19 protein-coding genes and 1 pseudogene are annotated in these 19,004 nt (G+C 36.3%); 18 read left to right on the top strand and 2 right to left on the bottom strand.

Going from position 1 to position 19,004, the window contains the following annotated elements; all coding sequences use genetic code 11:
* The 10 genes from lpxD to ACJRPK_RS07410 all read left to right on the top strand — a co-directional run bounded on the left by lpxD (position 1) and on the right by ACJRPK_RS07410 (position 9,919).
* Positions 1-1,029, top strand: a complete 1,029-nt coding sequence (gene lpxD / locus ACJRPK_RS07455) for a UDP-3-O-(3-hydroxymyristoyl)glucosamine N-acyltransferase (RefSeq protein WP_407139301.1) — start codon at positions 1-3, stop codon at positions 1,027-1,029.
* Entirely contained in the window at positions 1,022-2,425 is a 1,404-nt protein-coding gene (locus ACJRPK_RS07450; protein ID WP_407139300.1) for a bifunctional UDP-3-O-[3-hydroxymyristoyl] N-acetylglucosamine deacetylase/3-hydroxyacyl-ACP dehydratase, read from the top strand. Before lpxD ends, ACJRPK_RS07450 begins: the two co-directional genes overlap by 8 nt.
* A gap of 7 nt (positions 2,426-2,432) precedes the next feature.
* Positions 2,433-3,215 carry an acyl-ACP--UDP-N-acetylglucosamine O-acyltransferase gene (lpxA, locus tag ACJRPK_RS07445; protein ID WP_148782043.1) on the top strand — a complete coding sequence of 261 codons (783 nt, stop codon included), beginning with the start codon at positions 2,433-2,435 and terminating at the stop codon, positions 3,213-3,215.
* A 36-nt stretch (positions 3,216-3,251) separates the two neighbouring features.
* Entirely contained in the window at positions 3,252-3,818 is a 567-nt protein-coding gene (gene efp / locus ACJRPK_RS07440) for an elongation factor P (RefSeq protein WP_148782044.1), read from the top strand.
* A 9-nt stretch (positions 3,819-3,827) separates the two neighbouring features.
* A complete protein-coding gene (locus tag ACJRPK_RS07435) occupies positions 3,828-4,766 on the top strand; it encodes a UDP-3-O-(3-hydroxymyristoyl)glucosamine N-acyltransferase (RefSeq protein WP_407139299.1) in 939 nt (312 codons plus the stop codon).
* Complete coding sequence (locus ACJRPK_RS07430) at positions 4,759-5,166, top strand: nuclear transport factor 2 family protein (protein WP_148782046.1); 408 nt, start codon at positions 4,759-4,761, stop codon at positions 5,164-5,166. The genes ACJRPK_RS07435 and ACJRPK_RS07430 overlap by 8 nt, the downstream gene beginning before the upstream one ends.
* A 76-nt stretch (positions 5,167-5,242) precedes the next feature.
* Complete coding sequence (sucD, locus tag ACJRPK_RS07425) at positions 5,243-6,115, top strand: succinate--CoA ligase subunit alpha (protein ID WP_148782047.1); 873 nt, start codon at positions 5,243-5,245, stop codon at positions 6,113-6,115.
* Between the two features lie 120 nt (positions 6,116-6,235).
* Entirely contained in the window at positions 6,236-6,982 is a 747-nt protein-coding gene (gene fabG / locus ACJRPK_RS07420; protein ID WP_407139297.1) for a 3-oxoacyl-[acyl-carrier-protein] reductase, read from the top strand.
* 69 nt (positions 6,983-7,051) lie between these two features.
* A complete protein-coding gene (locus tag ACJRPK_RS07415; protein WP_407139296.1) occupies positions 7,052-9,082 on the top strand; it encodes a VWA domain-containing protein in 2,031 nt (676 codons plus the stop codon).
* Positions 9,083-9,103: 21 nt separating this feature from the next.
* Positions 9,104-9,919 (top strand): SPFH domain-containing protein, encoded by an 816-nt coding sequence (locus ACJRPK_RS07410; protein WP_407139295.1) that lies wholly within the window; start codon positions 9,104-9,106, stop codon positions 9,917-9,919.
* 69 nt (positions 9,920-9,988) lie between these two features.
* Here the strand turns inward: ACJRPK_RS07410 and ACJRPK_RS07405 are convergent, their stop codons facing one another.
* Entirely contained in the window at positions 9,989-10,498 is a 510-nt protein-coding gene (locus ACJRPK_RS07405; RefSeq protein WP_407139294.1) for a hypothetical protein, read from the bottom strand.
* A gap of 103 nt (positions 10,499-10,601) precedes the next feature.
* Positions 10,602-11,381: an OmpA family protein gene (locus tag ACJRPK_RS07400; protein WP_407139293.1), complete on the bottom strand. Its 780-nt coding sequence runs from the start codon at positions 11,379-11,381 to the stop codon at positions 10,602-10,604.
* A gap of 338 nt (positions 11,382-11,719) precedes the next feature.
* Between ACJRPK_RS07400 and hisG the strand changes: the two genes are divergently transcribed.
* The 8 genes and pseudogenes from hisG to hisIE all read left to right on the top strand — a co-directional run.
* Entirely contained in the window at positions 11,720-12,577 is an 858-nt protein-coding gene (gene hisG, locus ACJRPK_RS07395; RefSeq protein ID WP_407139292.1) for an ATP phosphoribosyltransferase, read from the top strand.
* A 10-nt stretch (positions 12,578-12,587) separates the two neighbouring features.
* Positions 12,588-13,877: a histidinol dehydrogenase gene (gene hisD / locus ACJRPK_RS07390; protein WP_407139291.1), complete on the top strand. Its 1,290-nt coding sequence runs from the start codon at positions 12,588-12,590 to the stop codon at positions 13,875-13,877.
* A gap of 1 nt (position 13,878) precedes the next feature.
* Positions 13,879-14,940, top strand: a complete 1,062-nt coding sequence (gene hisC, locus ACJRPK_RS07385; RefSeq protein ID WP_407139290.1) for a histidinol-phosphate transaminase — start codon at positions 13,879-13,881, stop codon at positions 14,938-14,940.
* Positions 14,941-14,968: 28 nt separating this feature from the next.
* Positions 14,969-16,105, top strand: coding sequence for a bifunctional histidinol-phosphatase/imidazoleglycerol-phosphate dehydratase HisB (gene hisB, locus ACJRPK_RS07380; RefSeq protein WP_407139288.1), 1,137 nt, complete (start codon positions 14,969-14,971; stop codon positions 16,103-16,105).
* 63 nt (positions 16,106-16,168) lie between these two features.
* Positions 16,169-16,750, top strand: coding sequence for an imidazole glycerol phosphate synthase subunit HisH (hisH, locus tag ACJRPK_RS07375; RefSeq protein WP_407139287.1), 582 nt, complete (start codon positions 16,169-16,171; stop codon positions 16,748-16,750).
* Positions 16,751-16,794: 44 nt separating this feature from the next.
* A complete protein-coding gene (gene hisA / locus ACJRPK_RS07370) occupies positions 16,795-17,520 on the top strand; it encodes a 1-(5-phosphoribosyl)-5-[(5-phosphoribosylamino)methylideneamino]imidazole-4-carboxamide isomerase (RefSeq protein WP_407139285.1) in 726 nt (241 codons plus the stop codon).
* 6 nt (positions 17,521-17,526) lie between these two features.
* A complete protein-coding gene (gene hisF, locus ACJRPK_RS07365) occupies positions 17,527-18,282 on the top strand; it encodes an imidazole glycerol phosphate synthase subunit HisF (RefSeq protein ID WP_407139284.1) in 756 nt (251 codons plus the stop codon).
* Between the two features lie 41 nt (positions 18,283-18,323).
* Positions 18,324-18,935 (top strand): annotated as a pseudogene (hisIE, locus tag ACJRPK_RS07360) (bifunctional phosphoribosyl-AMP cyclohydrolase/phosphoribosyl-ATP diphosphatase HisIE); the annotation flags it as partial.
* Positions 18,936-19,004: the final 69 nt, after the last annotated feature.

The raw sequence follows: 19,004 nt of genomic DNA, 5'->3' as shown, positions 1-19,004 counted from the left end.
ATGATTTTTACAGCAACACAAATTGCAGGAATTCTAAACGGTGAAATCGAAGGCGATGAAACTGTAGAGGTATCCAAACTTGCCAAAATTGAAGAAGGTACAAAGGGGTCGTTGACTTTTTTGTCCAATCCAAAATATACCCAATACATTTATTCTACAGATGCATCCATAACAATTGTAGATAAAAATTTTGAAGCAGAGTCTGAGATTTCTACAACTCTTATACGGGTAGAGGATGCTTATAAGGCTTTCTCGCAACTTTTGGAGTATTATAATATGGTAAAGATGAATAAGGTCGGTGTAGAACAACCGGTCTTTATTTCTGGAACTGCCAAGTATGGAGAGAATATTTATTTAGGTGCTTTTGCATATTTGGGAGAGAATGTTGTAATTGGCAAAAACGCAAAGATCTATCCAAATGTGTACATTGGAGATAATGTTACTTTAGGAGATAATGTAGTTGTTTTTGCAGGAGCCAAAATATATTCTGAGACAAAAATAGGTGCTAACTGTGTGATTCATAGCGGGGTTGTTATTGGTGCTGATGGCTTTGGTTTTGTGCCTAATGAGAAAGGGGAGTATAGTAAAGTCCCTCAAACAGGAAATGTTATCATAGAAGATAATGTAGATGTTGGAGCAGGAACTTCGATTGATAGAGCAACATTAGGATCTACAATTATACGTAGAGGGGTTAAAATGGATAATCAAATTCAAATAGCGCATAATGTTGAAATAGGAGAGCATACCGCAATAGCTGCTCAAACCGGAATTGCCGGATCTACTAAAATTGGCAAATTTTGTCTTATTGGTGGACAAGTGGGAATTGCCGGTCATCTTACTATTGGAGATAATGTTAGAATACAAGCGCAATCAGGAATTGGTAGAAATATAAAAGAAGGTGAAGTAATACAAGGTTCACCGGCGTTGGCATATGGGGATTTTAATAAATCCTATGTACATTTTAAAAATTTGCCAAAGATTGTTGATAGAATTTACGAACTAGAGAAAAAGACAGATAGCAATGAGTAATGCCGTTGTAAGTAAACAAAGAACTATAGAAAAGGAAGTGGAGCTTACAGGAGTGGGTCTTCATACCGGTAAAGAAGTTAAACTAACCTTTAAACCAGCACCAGCTAATCACGGCTATGCTTTTTGTCGTGTCGACCTTGAGGGGAGCCCGATTATAGAAGCCGATGCCAATTATGTGGTGAACACGCAACGAGGGACTAACCTTGAAAAAAACGGAGTAAGTATACAAACCTCAGAGCATGTATTGGCAGCATGCGTAGGGCTTGAGATCGATAACTTGTTGATAGAGCTCAATGCATCTGAACCTCCAATAATGGATGGATCCAGTAAATATTTTATCGAAGCTCTTGAAAAAGCCGGTATTGTAGAGCTTGAAGCACCTCGTGATGAATATATAGTAAAAGACGTTATTTCTTATACGGATGAGGAGTCTGGAAGCGAAATAATCGTTATGCCATCAGATGAGTATCAGATTACTACGATGGTAGATTTTGGAACAAAGGTACTTGGAACCCAAAATGCTTCGCTGAAACATCTGTCAGAATTTAAAACTGAGATAGCTGATGCAAGAACTTTCAGTTTTCTTCACGAATTGGAAATGTTATTAGAACATGGGTTAATTAAAGGTGGGGATCTTAACAATGCTATCGTGTATGTAGATAAAGAATTGAAACCGGATACGATGGAAAAGCTAAAGGTAGCTTTCGGCAAAGATTCTATAGCTATCAAACCAAATGGTATTCTTGATAACTTGACTTTACATTATCCTAATGAAGCAGCACGTCATAAATTACTCGATGTAATAGGTGATCTGGCACTGATAGGAACCCGTATTCGCGGAAAAATAATCGCAAACAAACCTGGGCATTATGTCAATACTCAGTTTGCAAAAAAAATGGCTAAAATTATTAAAATTGAAAAGCGTAATAAAGTGCCGCATTTCGATCTTACTAAGGAGCCTTTGATGAATATTAATAAAATTATGGAAATGCTTCCGCACAGACCTCCATTTTTATTGATAGACAGAATTCTTGAAATGTCAGATAAGCATGTTGTCGGACTAAAGAATGTTACAATGAACGAACCGTTTTTTGTAGGTCATTTTCCGGGAGCACCTGTGATGCCAGGAGTTCTACAAGTTGAAGCGATGGCTCAAACAGGTGGTATATTAGCGTTGAGTACTGTACCTGATCCAGAAAATTATCTCACTTACTTTATGAAAATTGATAAGGTGAAGTTTAAACAACAAGTTTTACCAGGAGATACTTTAATATTTAAATTAGAATTGATTACGCCAATACGAAGAGGTATTTGTCATATGCAAGCATTTGCGTATGCAAATGATAAACTTGTAACCGAAGCAGAATTGATGGCGCAAATCGTAAAATCCAAATAACAAATAAATGAATCAACCTTTAGCATATGTTCATCCCGGAGCAAAAATAGCAAAGAATGTTGTTATCGAGCCATTTACAACTATTCATGGCAACGTAGTCATTGGAGAAGGAACTTGGATCGGCTCTAATGTAACCATTATGGAAGGTGCACGTATCGGGAAGAATTGTAGTATTTTTCCTGGAGCTGTAATTTCCGCTATTCCACAGGATAAAAAATTCAATGATGAAGATACAGTAACCGAAATTGGCGATAATACAACCATTAGAGAGTGTGTGACTATCAACAGAGGAACTACTGATAGAATGAAAACTAAAATCGGTAAGAATTGTTGGATTATGGCTTATTGTCATATTGCACATGATTGTATCATTGGAGATAACTGTATTTTCTCCAATAACAGTACCCTTGCCGGACATATTAATGTAGGCAACGATGTGGTGTTAGCAGGCATGGCTGCCGTTCAGCAGTTTTGTAGTATAGGAAATCATGCATTTGTAACCGGTGGTTCTTTAGTTCGTAAGGATGTGCCACCATACGTAAAAGCAGGTAGAGAGCCCTTGTCGTATGTTGGAATCAACAGTATAGGTTTACGACGCAGAGGATTTTCAACCGAAAAAATTAGAGAAATTCAGAACATATACCGAATTTTATATCAACGTAACTATAATAATACGCAAGCGGTAGCAATAATTGAAGCAGAGATGGAAGCTACACCAGAACGTGATGAGGTATTAGAATTTATTAAGAATTCTCAAAGAGGAATAATGAAAGGTTATTTTTCGAACTAAGTAATAGACAAAATTATAATTTAGAAGACAAGCAACATGGCAAGTACAAGTGATATAAGAAATGGATTATGTATCAAATATAATCATGATATTTATAAAGTAATAGAGTTTTTACATGTGAAGCCGGGAAAAGGTCCTGCCTTTGTAAGGACTAAGCTCAAAAGTGTTACGTCTGGAAAAGTAATAGATAATACATTTTCTGCTGGACATAAAATTGATGATGTACGCGTTGAAACACACAAATTTCAGTTTTTATATGCAGAGGGAGATACGTATCACTTTATGAATACAGAGGATTACAATCAAATTACTCTGCAAAAGTCTACGTTGGATGCTCCTGACCTTTTGAAAGAGGGAGAAGTAGTAACCGTGATTATTAATTCTGAAGATCAAATGCCTTTATCTGTAGATATGCCGGCAAGTGTAATTCTGGAAGTAGCAAGTACAGAGCCTGGAGTTAAAGGTAATACGGCTACCAATGCTACAAAACCTGCTGTAGTAGAGACTGGTGCAGAAGTTATGGTGCCGCTTTTTATCAATGAAGGGGATAAGATTCGCGTAGAAACCGAAAAAGGCTCTTACAAAGAAAGAATTAAAGAATAATTCGCTCATATGAAATTCTCTCAGGCGCATACACTACAGCAAATCTCGATGCTACTATCTTGTGAATATGTAGGTGATGCCGATTTTCCTGTCTTAGGAATGAATGAAATTCACGTGGTGACCGAGGGTGACATAGTATTTGTGGATCATCCTAAATATTATGATAAAGCTTTAGAGAGTGCAGCAACCATCATTTTGATCAATAAAAAGGTGACATGTCCTGTAGGCAAAGCACTACTAATTTCGGATGATCCATTTAGAGATTTTAATAAGCTAACGCAATATTTTAAACCTTTTGAAAAGGCTTCAGCTTTGGTGGCGAAAAGCGCAATTATTGGAGAAAATACGATAGTACAGCCTGGTGCTTTTATTGGTAATAATGTGCGTATTGGTACCAACTGTATGATTCATGCAAATGTGACACTTTACGATAATGTGCGTATTGGAGACCACGTAACTATTCATGCCGGTAGCGTCTTAGGATCAGATGCATTTTATTACAAAAACAGACCCTCTGGATTTGATAAACTCAAATCAGGCGGGAGTATACGTGTGGATGATCATGTAGATATTGGTTCACTTTGTACGATAGACCGAGGTGTTAGTGGTGATACTACCATTGGAGCAGGTACCAAAATTGATAATCAGGTACACATTGGTCATGATACGGTTATAGGAAAAAAATGTTTAATAGCATCACAGGTAGGTATTGCAGGCTGTGTTATTATTGAAGATGAAGTGACAATATGGGGTCAAGTTGGTGTTACTAGCGGTATAACCATTGGTCATAAAGCTATTATCTCTGCGCAGTCCGGGATCAGTAAGTCTCTAGAGGGACATAAGAGTTATTTTGGAACTCCGGCAGACGATTTTAGAAAAAAATATAAAGAGATTGCTGCTATTAGAATGATACCAGAAATTATGGAAAAATTGAAGAAAGATGAGTAAAACAGAGAAGGAAATCGTAAAATCATTTTACGAAACAGATTTGATTCGCAATTTTGACTCGTTATCAGAGTTTCTACATCCAGAAATTGAATTATACTGGAATAGTAGTTTTGGTTTTAATAAAAAGGATTTCAAAGGTATACAAACAATGTTCAAAGAAATGTCGGCATCGTTTGAGAATTTTAGATGTGAAATTAGCCATTTGCTTTCCGAAGGAAATTCTGTTACTATACGATATACGTATTTTGCGAATATAATTGAGCAACCTGATAAAGAAGAAGCGATAGCGCATTTTATAGCGATATGGGAACTTAAGGATATGAAATTGTATCGAGGATATCAAATAAGTCAACAAGGAGACAATACACCTGAAAGTATGAGGTCATTTCTTTCAAAATAATTAAATTTTCATTTTAACTATCGTTTTCAAAAGCTTACTTTTGGGAACTTCAAATAAAAACAAAAATCATAACGCAATGAGTGTTTTAGTAAATAAAGATTCAAAAATTATTGTTCAAGGATTTACGGGAAGCGAAGGTACGTTTCACGCCGGTCAAATGATTGAATACGGCACAAATGTAGTTGGAGGTGTAACCCCTGGAAAAGGTGGTCAAAAACATCTTGATCGTCCAGTATTTAATACCGTTAAGGAAGCGGTAGAGGAAGCTGGGGCAGATACCACTATTATTTTTGTACCACCTGCTTTTGCAGCCGATGCAATTATGGAAGCAGCCGACGCAGGTATAAAAGTGATCATTACTATTACTGAAGGTATTCCTGTTGCGGATATGATTAAAGCTGCAGAATATATTAAGGATAAAGGTTGTCGTTTGATAGGACCAAACTGTCCGGGTGTTATTACTCCGGGTGAAGCGAAAGTGGGTATTATGCCAGGTTTTGTCTTTAAAAAAGGAAACGTTGGTATTGTTTCAAAATCAGGAACGCTTACGTATGAAGCAGCTGATCAGGTTGTGAAGCAGGGATTAGGTATTACTACAGCTATTGGTATTGGTGGTGATCCAATTATCGGAACAACAACTAAAGAAGCTGTAGAATTGCTTATCAACGATCCGGAGACTGAATGTGTTGTTATGATTGGAGAAATTGGGGGGCAGTTAGAAGCTGAAGCTGCACAATGGATCAAAGATAGCGGTACGAAGAAACCTGTCGTAGGATTTATCGCTGGTGAAACTGCACCTGCCGGAAGGACTATGGGACATGCTGGTGCTATTGTAGGTGGTAGTGAAGATACTGCCGCTGCAAAAAAAGCTATTATGCGAGAATGTGGGATCCATGTAGTTGATTCTCCAGCAGAAATTGGTAAAAAAGTAGCAGAGGTATTAGGATAATATTTGCTAAGATTTAAAATACATAAACCCTGTGAGAAATCACAGGGTTTATTATTGGTAGAGAACTGGTAATTCTTATATTTGATAAACATAAATTAACAACGCCAAAACATAGAGCACATGAATCTCTTACAAGGTAAAACAGCTATAATCACAGGTGCAAGCCGTGGGATAGGTAAAGGAATAGCAAGAATTTTTGCACAAAACGGTGCAAACGTAGTATTTACATATAGCTCCTCTGTAGAAGCTGCAAATGAGTTAGAAAAGGAACTGACTGATTTAGGAGTAAAAGCTAAAGGCTATCAGAGCAATGCAGCTAATTTTGAAGAAGCTCAAGAATTAATTAAAAATGTTCTGGAAAACTTCGACAGTATCGATATTCTAATCAATAATGCTGGAATTACTAAGGATAATCTTTTGATGCGTATGAGCGAAGAGGATTTTGATAAAGTAATCGAAGTAAATCTAAAGAGTGTTTTTAATATGACTAAAGCTGTTCAAAAAACCATGTTGAAGCAGCGAAAGGGGAGTATAATTAACATGAGTTCTGTGGTGGGAGTAAAAGGAAATGCCGGTCAGGCAAACTACGCAGCCTCAAAAGCGGGAATTATAGGGTTTTCAAAATCGGTGGCCTTAGAACTTGGATCACGTAACATTAGAAGTAATGTGGTCGCTCCAGGATTTATTGAAACTGAAATGACAGGAAAGCTCGATGAGAAAGTTGTCGAAGGATGGAGAAATGCCATTCCATTAAAAAGAGGAGGAACTCCAGAAGATATCGCAAATGCCTGTTTATTTTTGGCCAGTGATTTAAGTGCGTATGTTACAGGACAAGTTCTTAATGTCGACGGAGGAATGCTTACCTAAGATTATTAACACTAATTATAATACGTAGCGAAGCGTGTAACAAAGATTTTTTATGTACTGCTTCTTGATATGCAAACAGAAACTATATTATTAATTGTAGTCGCATTCATAATTGCAATTTTTGTTGCGATGTTTCAGTATATCTATAAGTCAAAGCAAAGAACACGATTGACCGTGTTCTTTGCATTTTTGCGTTTTATAACTATTTTTTCTATTTTAATTCTTTTAATAAATCCCAGTATAAAAGGTCGAACTTTCTACACTGTGCGTCCTACGTTGTTAGTGGTTGCAGACAACTCTTCGTCCATAGAGAATTTGGGGTATCAGGAGCTGGCAAAAGAAACCTTACAACGATTCAAAGAAAGTTCGGCGTTACGTCAACGTTTTGAAATATCTCATTTTAACTTTTCAAACAGTCTTCATGATAGTTTACTTCTGAATTTCTCAGGTAACCAATCTAATATAGATCATGCGCTTACCGAACTTAATCAGGTATATCGTAATAGCAGGGCACCCATAATACTTTTGACCGATGGTAATCAAACCTTTGGGAATGCGTATCATTATCCCAACGCGAATTATAAACAGCAAGTATTTCCCATAATATTAGGTGATTCCTCAAAGATTGAAGACGTTCGTATTAAGCAGCTCAATGTTAATCGATATGCTTATCTCAAGAATGATTTTCCGGTAGAAGTTTTGGTAACCTATAATGGGGATACTCCCGTGAGTACAACTTTGGAAATCAGATCTAAGGATCGTGTTTTAAAAAGTAAGAAAGTCAACTTTAGCAAACAAAACAAGTCGATACGAATTCCCTTTAATCTTTCAGCAAATAAGGTGGGAGTCACTACCTATTCTGCAACCATACTTCCGTTAAATAAGGAAAAAAATACAATTAATAATCAAAAGATTTTTGCAGTAGAAGTTATAGATCAAAAGACAAATATCTTAGTGGTAAGCGATATTATTCATCCTGATCTGGGAGCTATTAAAAAAAGTGTTGAAAGCAATGAGCGAAGTAGTGTCACGATAAAGAAACCTGGTCAAGTGAGCAATTTGGATGGTTATGCAATGGTGATTCTGTTTCAACCTACTTCTCAGTTTAAAAAAGTTTTTCAGTTACTCGATGATACAAAAACTAATCGATTTACTATTGCAGGACGTCATACCGACTGGAATTTTTTGAATGCTGTTCAATCACGTTACAAGCATGACTATTCTAGACAAACGGAGTATTTTATACCTGAGTTTAATAGTGACTACAGAACTTTTTTAAGTGAAGACATAGGATTTGATAACTACCCTCCTTTATTAGGTAGATTTGGAGAATTGAAGATAAATGCGAAGTATGATGCATTATTGTACAAGGTAATTGGTTCAGTTCCTAAATCTTCGCCATTATTAGCAACCATTGAAGAACAAAATTCTCGAGAAACTATTCTTTTAGGAGAAGGACTTTGGAAATGGAGAATGTATTCGTTCAAAAATGATAAAAGCTTTGAAACGTTTGATGATTTCTTCAGCAATCTGATACAGTACCTTTCTTCTTCTCAAAAAAGAAGTCGCTTAATGATTTTTGCAGAATCATTTTACTATAGCAATGCTCAGATAGTTATTAATGCAGAATATTTTACAAAAAATTACGAATTTGATGATAGAGCTAGTTTAGCTATTAATCTCAAAAAGGAAGAAACAGGTCAAGAGCTTACGTTCCCGATGATTCTTTCTAAAAATGCGTATCAAGTAGATCTGAGTAGTCTGAGTCCGGGTACCTACCAGTACACAGTGACTGTAAAGGGTGAAAGCTTACGTAAATCAGGAATTTTTAAGATTTTAGAATATGATGTTGAAAAACAGTTTTTAAATGCTGATTTTTCAAAGTTACAAGCATTGGCCGAGAATACAGATGGAAAACTATACACTGCCACAGGATTTGAAAGCTTACAGAACGACCTTTTAACGGATCCTCGTTATCAGCCGATACAAAAGAGCAAAGAAAATATCGTATCTTTAATCGATTGGAAATATTTGTTACTTATCATGGTTTCCAGTCTCTCGATAGAATGGTTTCTAAGAAAATATTACGGAAAAATTTAAATTAAATTTATATATAGTGTTATGGAAAAATTACCCAAAATAGGCATTCCTATTCTAATATTAATAGTTGTACTCATCATTTTTATCTCCAAATCTACCGAGACTATAGGTTCTGGAGAAGCTGGGGTTTTATATAAAACCTTTGGTGGGGGAGTTGTAACTGATCAACCTCCACTGGGAGAAGGTTTTCATATTGTAGCTCCATGGAATAAAGTAATTACCTATGAAGTTAGACAGCAAGAAGTGTTTGAAAAGATGCAGGTACTATCTTCAAACGGTCTGGAGATTAAATTGGATGCTTCGGCATGGTTTCAGCCTAAATACGAGAAGCTTGGTTTGTTGCACCAGCAAAAAGGTGAAAATTATGTGGCAAGAGTTTTATTACCTACTATTAGATCCGCAGCAAGGAGTGTCGTAGGTAGATATACTCCGGAGCAATTATACTCAAGTAAGCGTGATGCAATTCAAAAAGAAATTTTTGAAGAGACTAAAAAAATTGTTGATGATCAATACATTCAGCTTAATGAAATTTTAGTACGTGATGTTACATTACCGCCAACTATCAAAGATGCGATTGAGCGTAAATTAAAGCAAGAGCAAGAATCTCTTGAATATGAATTTAGATTAACAAAAGCTGCAAAAGAAGCAGAGCGTCAAAAAATTGATGCCGAAGGTAAAGCAGAAGCCAATAGAATACTAAGTGCTTCTTTAACTGATAAAATTCTACAAGAAAAAGGAATTCAGGCTACCGTAGAACTAGCCAAATCAAGTAATAGTAAAGTAGTGGTTATTGGTTCGGGTAAAGATGGTATGCCATTAATTCTAGGGAATCAATAAAAATTCAAGAAATTTATCTTATTAATAAAAACACCCTGCTAGCGTCACGTTAGCAGGGTTTGTTTTATACTAGTTTTTTAAATCAATAGCTTGTTGTTTCCAATTGTCCCTTTCAATCCGTCCCGGAAAAAATTGAATCAATTGAGTGACTGCGTCAATATCCTCTTTGCTAAATTTACTAATCTGATCGAAGGTGTAAATTCCGATACTATTGAGTTTTCCTTCTATAAACGGACCCACTCCGCTTATGAGTTTCAGGTTGTCTTTTTGTGAAGGATCTGCCTTGCCAAAATTGTCAAAGTTTAAGGTTGGTTTTTTTGCCTCTGCCGGCACACCATTTCTATCTCGGGTTTTTACAGCTTTAATGTTAGAGGCAGGAGTCTCTGTGATTGCCGGATCGTTAGAAGTGAAGGTGGTATTTGCGATAGGTGTCTGCACGCGCAGTGCCTCCTTTTGGCGTTCGGTTCTTTTATATTTGCTGTTATTAACCCATTTTGAAAGGAACCAGCCCAAAACAAAAGCAAATAATAAGAGTGCAAAAAGACACCACCAATTGGACTCATTTAAAAAATCAAGCATAGTAGTAAAGTTTAGTTGATAATGATTTCTATTCTTCTATTTTTAGCTCTATTAGCTTCGGTATCATTCGGGACGATGGGGTTTGTTTCTCCTTTACTTTGAATTATAATTTTTCTTCGGGTACGCCTTGGGAGATCAAATAATTCCTTACATTTTTTGCACGCTGTTTACCAAACCAGACATTGTCTTCGTTGTTTCCTGTTGCATCGGTATGGCCTATAACTGTTATACTCTTAGTTGAATATTTCTTGAGATATATTAAAAGCTCTTTGGTGTACGCTATAAGTGCAGTGTCTGGTTTAAAATTATGAGCTCTAAATTTTGAATAGAGTATTTTTGTACGGATACTGTTTTCGTAAACTTTTAAACGAGCAGTGTCCATTTTTACTAACCTAATATCCAACAACTGGTTTTGATTAAGAGGATTAGTAGTGAAAAAGATACGCTTATCGTTGATTTGATTTTCTACGAAGTACTTTCTCAAGCGCATTCCGCGTTTATTTTTCAAAATTGAATCCTTGGTAGATTCCGAAGCAGCACTTTTAGATGCTATTTCAATCGCGGTGGCTGGATTTTTTTTAAGATATGCCTTTAAATCTTTCACCACAGTGTCGAACGCAAGTGGTAGCACAATACTATCCGTATGAGGAATGATTTTGATGCCTGCGGGATAGGTTAAAACAGTGTCAGATGCATGGTTGAGAACTATTAATTTGTTAGAAAATTTATCAGTTGGGGGAATGAAACTGTCAGTGGCTTTGTCAAAGTATACAGTTTCGGAGGTTTCCTGTTTAGTAGTGTTACACCAATTGCAATTGTAATATGCCCACAAAGCAACAACAGAATATAGCAGAAAAACTAGGCAAGCGAGTATAGTTTTCATAATATAGTAGATAAATGGCACTTAAATGTAGGGATTTTTTTTCAATTTATCAATTGTAAAAATTTAGATATCATAAGGTTATGAGTAGTGTTTGATGTTTTCGTAAAAAAAATAAGAAGAATATTCTGTTTATATTTCTAATTTTTTTTACTTTCGCAGAGTATTACAATAACAATGATAAAGAACAACGTACATCATCATCATCTTAACTATCTCGCTCCTGCGTGTTAGCTATGATTTTGTGTATGTAACAATCATATTTTATAACCCGTTTGAGCTAATCAAACGGGTTTTATTTTTTTAATTCGTTTTGTATTTGCTCAACTAAACAAAGAAAAATGTCAAAAATTAAGATTGCTATTCAAAAAAGTGGACGCCTCAATGAAGATTCTGTCCAAATTCTCAAGGATTGTGGTATTTCCATAGATAACGGAAAGGATCAATTAAAAGCAGATACACGTAATTTTCCCATGGAGGTAATGTTTCTGCGTAATGGAGATATACCGCAGTACTTAAGAGATGGAGTAGTTGATATCGCGATTATCGGTGAAAATGTTCTTATTGAGAAAGGACAGGATATTACCGTAGCCGAGCGTCTTAACTTCTCAAAATGTAAAGTATCTCTGGCGGTTCCCAAAGATTTTGATTACAAGACTATCAATGACCTTCAAGGTAAAAGAATTGCAACTTCTTACCCCAATACGGTTAACGCATATTTGAAGGAAAAGGGAATAACTGCCGATTTACACCAAATATCAGGATCTGTTGAGATCGCTCCAAATATTGGTTTGGCAGATGCTATTTGTGATATTGTTTCCAGTGGTAGCACGCTATTTAAAAATAACCTTAAAGAGGTAGAAGTGATGTTGACTTCTGAAGCTGTTCTTGCAGTTTCACCAACTATCTCGGATGCTAATAAAGAACTTTTAAAGAAACTTCAGTTTAGAATACAAGCAGTGCTTAAAGCAAGAGCCTCAAAATATGTTTTGCTAAATGCACCGAATGAAAAAATTGAAAAGATTGTAGCCATATTGCCTGGTATGCGCAGTCCAACAGTATTACCACTAGCCGAAGCAGGTTGGAGCTCTATTCATACGGTTGTGGATAAACACAAGTTTTGGGACATTCTCGACGAATTAAAAAATGAAGGTGCAGAAGGAATACTGGTGTGTCCAATAGAAAAAATGGTTTTATAAAAACAAAAACATGAAGACAATTTATAATCCATCCAAAGACACGTGGTCAGAAATTTTAGAGCGGCCTACGCAAACTTTTGAAGCGATTGAAGATACTGTTAAGAATGTTTTCAAAGCGATAAAAAGTGAGGGCGATGTTGCGATAAACAAGTATACCAAGCAATTTGACAGGGTTGAGCTTGACAAATTACAGCTTACAGATAATGAGATTAGTGAGGCTCAAAACCTGGTCAGTAAGGAACTAAAAGAAGCGATACAGTTAGCCAAGGCTAATATCGAAAAATTTCACGCTGCTCAAAAGACCGATCCGGTACAGGTAGAAACCACTACAGGAGTAGTGTGTTGGCAAGAGAAAAAACCAATTCAAAAAGTAGGGTTGTATATTCCGGGAGGTACAGCACCACTTTTTTCAACGATATTAATGTTGGCTATCCCTGCTAACATTGCAGGCTGCAAGGAAATAGTACTGTGCTCTCCTCCAAATACTGAAGGAAAGATACACCCGGCAATAGTGTATACAGCCAACTTATGTGGAGTAACCAAGATTTTTAAAGTCGGCGGAATTCAAGCAATAGCAGGTATGACTTTTGGCACAGAAAGTATACCGCAAGTCTATAAAATATTTGGTCCCGGTAATCAATTTGTAACGGTGGCTAAGCAAGTAGCAACGCAATACAATGTTGCTATCGATATGCCTGCAGGTCCCAGTGAACTTTTGGTCGTTGCAGATGATAGTGCTGATGCTGCTTTTGTTGCTTCAGATTTGTTAAGTCAGGCAGAGCACGGTAAGGATAGTCAGGTTATTCTGGTGACCACATCCAAAAAATTAGTAACGGATGTAGCAAAAGAAATTGAATTACAACTAGCGGTGTTGCCAAGACGGGATATAGCTAAAGAAGCCATAAAAAATTCAAAGTTGATTTATGTTGATACTGATGTAGAGGCATTAGCATTGATTAATGAATATGGACCTGAACACTTTATTGTGTGTGTCGAAGACGAAGATTTTTATGTATCAAATATAGAAAACGCGGGTTCGGTTTTTATTGGTAATTATACGCCGGAGAGTGCAGGAGATTATGCCTCGGGGACGAATCATACCTTACCAACTAATGGCTATGCAAAGCAATATAGCGGAGTACACTTGGATAGTTTTTACAAAGCAATGACCTTTCAAAAAATATCAAAATCCGGTATTCAGGCTATAGGAAATGCAATTGAATTGATGGCAGCGGCAGAGGGGTTAGAAGCTCATAAAAATGCTGTTACCTTACGACTCAAAAGTTTAAAAAATAATTGATATGGCGAATTTTAAACTAGATAAGATTCTACGGGAGAATATAAAAGGGTTAAAGGCATACGCTTCGGCCAGAGATGAATATGTAAGTGATGGTTCGACGATGGTTTTTCTTGACGCTAATGAGAATCCTTATGAAAACGGTGTAAATCGGTATCCTGATCCGCAACAACGGGGAGTAAAATCGATCTTATCGAGTCAAAAAAATGTACCGGCTGCCAGTATTCTTTTAGGAAATGGTAGTGATGAAGTATTAGATTTATTATTTCGTGCCTTCTGTGAGCCTACTCAGGATAATATCATTACGTTACCTCCTACGTATGGAATGTATAAGGTATTAGCTGATATCAATGCGATCGAAAATCGCGAAGTACTTCTCGATCAGAGTTTTGAACCGGATGTTACTGAAATATTAAAAATCGTTGATAAACACACCAAGATTATATTTTTGTGCTCTCCCAACAATCCAACCGGCAATACTTTTTCTGAGGAACGAATGCTAAAAATTCTGAAGGAATTTAATGGAATTGTCGTTATTGATGAAGCTTATATTGACTTTGCATCAGGAGCTAGTTGGATGCAAAGATTAGAGGATTTTCCGAACTTAGTAGTTACGCAAACCTTATCAAAAGCTTACGGAATGGCGGGTATTCGATTGGGGATATGTTATGCATCTCCAGAGATCACAACTGTACTTAATAAAATAAAACCTCCGTATAATGTAAATGAACTGACACAACAACGCGCGATATCCAGATTGTCTGCCAGAGACGAAGTGTCAAAGGAAATTGAAAATATTTTGCAGGAAAGAACAAAACTGGAAACCTCATTGGCGGCTATCGATTTTGTGAAAGAAGTCTATCCCAGTGAAGCTAATTTTATTTTAGCAAAAGTCGATGATGCAAATTTACGGTATGATCAATTATTAAATAGAGGAATCGTAGTACGTAACCGTTCCTCGCAACCTCTGTGTAACAATACGCTGCGGTTTTCTGTTGGGACACCAGATGAAAATAGCGTATTAATAAAAGCGTTGGAAAATCTTGCGCTAACACCTGTAAAATAAAATACCAACAAAGAACTCAACAAGTATAATGAAAAAGAAAGTATTATTTATAGATCGTGACGGAACGATAATAAAGGAAACGGTTGATGAACAAATCGATGCCTTTGAGAAAATGATATTTTATCCTAAAGCTTTCACTTATTTAGGTAAAATAGCGCAAGAATTGGATTACGAATTGGTTATGATAACCAACCAAGATGGATTAGGCACTGATTCCTTTCCCGAAGACACTTTTTGGCCGGTTCATAATTTTATTTTGAAAGCCTTTGAAAACGAAGGTGTTGTATTCGATAAAATATTTTTGGATCGTACTTTTCCGCATGAAAATGCACCTACCCGAAAACCGGGTACAGCTTTATTGACCGAATATTTTACCGAAGCATATGATTTAGAAAACTCCTATGTGATCGGAGATCGATTGACGGATATCGAATTGGCAAAAAACTTAGGGGCCAAAGGAATATTTATTAACGATAATACAAACTTGGGTACAGCTGAGATTAATGTTTCTCAAAAAGAGCTGGATTCGGTTATAGCAATAGAAACGAACGATTGGCAGAAAATTTATGAATTTTTAAAACTTAAGGAACGTTCTGCAGAGATTATTCGTAAAACCAATGAAACAGACATTGAAATTAAGTTAAATTTAGACGGAACCGGAAAAAGTGAAATTAGTACCGGATTAGCCTTTTTTGATCATATGCTGGATCAGATAGCCCGACATGGACAAATGGATTTAAAGATCAATGTAAAAGGAGACTTAGAGGTTGATGAGCACCACACTATAGAGGATACGGCAATCGCACTAGGCGAAGTTTTTGCAAAGGCATTGGGTAATAAATTGGGGATTGAACGCTATGGTTTTTGTTTACCTATGGATGATTGTCTGGCGCAAGCTGCTATTGATTTTGGAGGTCGTAATTGGCTGGTATGGGAAGCAGAGTTTACTAGAGAAATGATTGGTAAGATGCCTACCGAAATGTTTTATCACTTTTTTAAATCCTTTACCGACGGCGCCAAGGCGAACTTAAATATAAAAGCCGAAGGAAATAATGAGCACCATAAAATTGAAGCTATTTTTAAAGCTTTCGCGAAAGCAATAAAAGTAGCCGTAAAGCGTGATCCCGAAAAGATGATTTTACCTAGTACTAAAGGAATGCTTTAGAAGTACAATTTAGGTTTTGAACAGTTTACAAAAAATCAGCTAACATATTATCAAAGTAAAAAAATGAAGATTGTTATAATCGATTATGGTGCAGGAAATATTCAGTCCATAAAATTTGCTATTCAGCGATTAGGATACCAAGCGGTGCTGAGCAAGGATCCCGAGGAGATAAAAACTGCTGACAAAGTTATATTTCCCGGTGTAGGCGAAGCGCGCAGCGCCATGCGTAAACTCAAAGAGTCCGGTTTGGATAAAATTATTCCGCAATTGAAACAACCCGTACTTGGTATATGTCTGGGCATGCAACTAATGTGTGCGCATACTGAAGAAGGAGATACCACAGGTCTGGGTATTTTTGATATTAGTATTGTGAAGTTTACAACATCAGTTAAAGTACCGCAGATTGGATGGAACCAGATAACCGATTTAAAATCTTCCTTGTTCTCCTCTGTAGCTGAAAATGAGCATGTGTATTTAGTGCATAGTTATTATGCACCTGTAACGTCGCAAACAATTGCTAAAACCAATTATGGAGGTGAATATAGTACGGCAGTTCAAAAAGATAATTTTTATGGCGTACAATTTCACCCCGAAAAAAGTAGTGTGGTCGGAGAACAGATTTTGAGAAATTTCCTTAGTCTTTAACTAAAACATACTTTTTAAAGTTAACTTTAATTAAAAAATATACAATGAGAATCATTCCGGCAATTGATATCATAGATGGTAAATGTGTTCGTCTGTCTAAGGGAGACTATGCGACACAAAAAATATATAATGAACATCCTTTAGAGGTAGCTAAAATGTTCGAAGCACATGGCATAGAATATTTACATTTGGTTGACCTTGATGGTGCAAAATCCAAACATATTGTAAATCATAAAGTGCTTGAGAGTATTGCTTCTAATACACGTTTGAAAATCGATTTCGGTGGCGGACTTAAAACTGAGCAAGATTTAAATATAGCCTTTAATAGTGGAGCTGCACAGATAACAGGAGGTAGTATCGCTGTCAAGGACCCTGAGGTATTTACGAGCTGGATAGAACGGTTCGGAGCTGAAAAAATAATCCTAGGTGCTGATGCTACTAATGAAAAAATAGCTGTCGCGGGTTGGTTAGAAGAAAGTGATCAGGAAGTGATGCCGTTTATAAAAGCATATCAAGATAAGGGTATATCCTACGTAATCTGTACAGATATTAGTAAGGATGGAATGTTACAAGGTCCTTCTTTTGATCTTTATCGAAAAATTTTAGAAAATAATACAGGAATTAAATTAATAGCCTCTGGCGGTATTTCTACCTTTGATGAACTTCCTCAATTAGAAGCTTTGGGCTGCGAAGGAACGATCATAGGAAAAGCTATTTATGAAAATAGAATAAGCCTTAAACAATTGGAAAATTATATTTTAGGAAAGTAAATCGCTATGTTAACAAAAAGAATTATCCCTTGTTTAGATATCAAAAATGGTCGCACGGTTAAAGGAGTCAATTTTGTGGATTTGCGAGATGCAGGAGATCCTGTAGAATTGGCAAAATTATATTCTGAGGCAGGCGCTGATGAGTTAGTTTTTCTTGATATTTCTGCAACCGAAGAGCGACGTAAAACGCTTGCTGATTTAGTATTGAGAGTTGCAGAGCACGTCAATATTCCGTTTACGGTGGGTGGCGGAATTTCATCAATAACCGATGTAGATATTTTATTGAAGAATGGAGCCGATAAAGTTTCAATTAACTCTTCAGCGGTTAAGAATCCGGATTTAATTAATGAATTAGCAGGAAAATTTGGCAGTCAGTGTATCACCGTTGCTATTGACGCAAAGCAGATTAATGGCGAATGGATTGTTCATTTGGTGGGAGGTAAGGTGCCTACTACCCTTAATTTGTTTGATTGGGCAAAAGAAGTAGAGCAAAGAGGTGCTGGTGAAATACTATTTACTTCTATGGATAATGATGGTACCAAGGATGGATTCGCTAACGAGGCTTTGGCTAAGTTATCAGAAAGTTTGAACATACCTATTATCGCATCTGGAGGTGCCGGATGTATACAAGATTTTACCGATACGTTTAAAATAGGAAAATCGGATGCTGCATTAGCGGCCAGCGTATTTCATTTTAAACAAATCGATATACAAGAGTTGAAATCAGCCCTTGATGCCGAAGATATTCCCGTTAGGATATAAATACAAGCAGCGAAAACTGTAAATAAAACAAAAAAGACACAAAAAATATAACAATGAAAATAGATTTCACAAAAAGTAGTGATGGATTAATACCTGCAATCATACAAGATTCGATTACTAAAAATGTTCTGATGTTGGGATACATGAATGAAGAGGCTTTACAGGAAACCAACAAATCGAAGAAGGTTACTTTTTTTAGCAGAAGTAAACAACGCTTATGGACAAAAGGAGAAGAAAGTGGAAATTATTTGGAAGTAGTGTCCATTAAAAATGATTGCGATCAAGATACACTTTTGATTCAGGTACAACCGGTTGGCCCCACATGTCATACAGGCGCTGATACTTGTTGGGATGAGAAAAATGAGGAAACCTTCGGTTTTATTTCTAAATTAGAAGACATCATTAAAGATCGAAAAGAGAATTCTGAAAATAAAGATTCTTACGTAGCATCCTTATTTAATAAGGGTATCAATAAAATTGCACAAAAAGTCGGAGAAGAGGCTGTTGAGGTGGTGATTGAAGCAAAAGATAATGATGATAATTTGTTCTTAAATGAAAGTGCAGATTTGTTATTTCACTATTTGATCCTCTTACAGGCTAAAGGATTTACTATGACCGACATAACTAAAACGCTTCGTGAAAGACATAAATAGAGGGTAAAACCTTAACATTTAATACGTTCTTACCTTTTTTTTAAGATTTTTTTATACTTTAGCAGCTTA

The sequence above is a fragment of the Aquimarina sp. 2-A2 genome, from assembly GCF_045505135.1.
Lineage (GTDB): Bacteria > Bacteroidota > Bacteroidia > Flavobacteriales > Flavobacteriaceae > Aquimarina > Aquimarina intermedia.
Note: the sequence above shows the minus strand (reverse complement) of the source record. Positions and strands in the feature narration are given on the sequence as shown.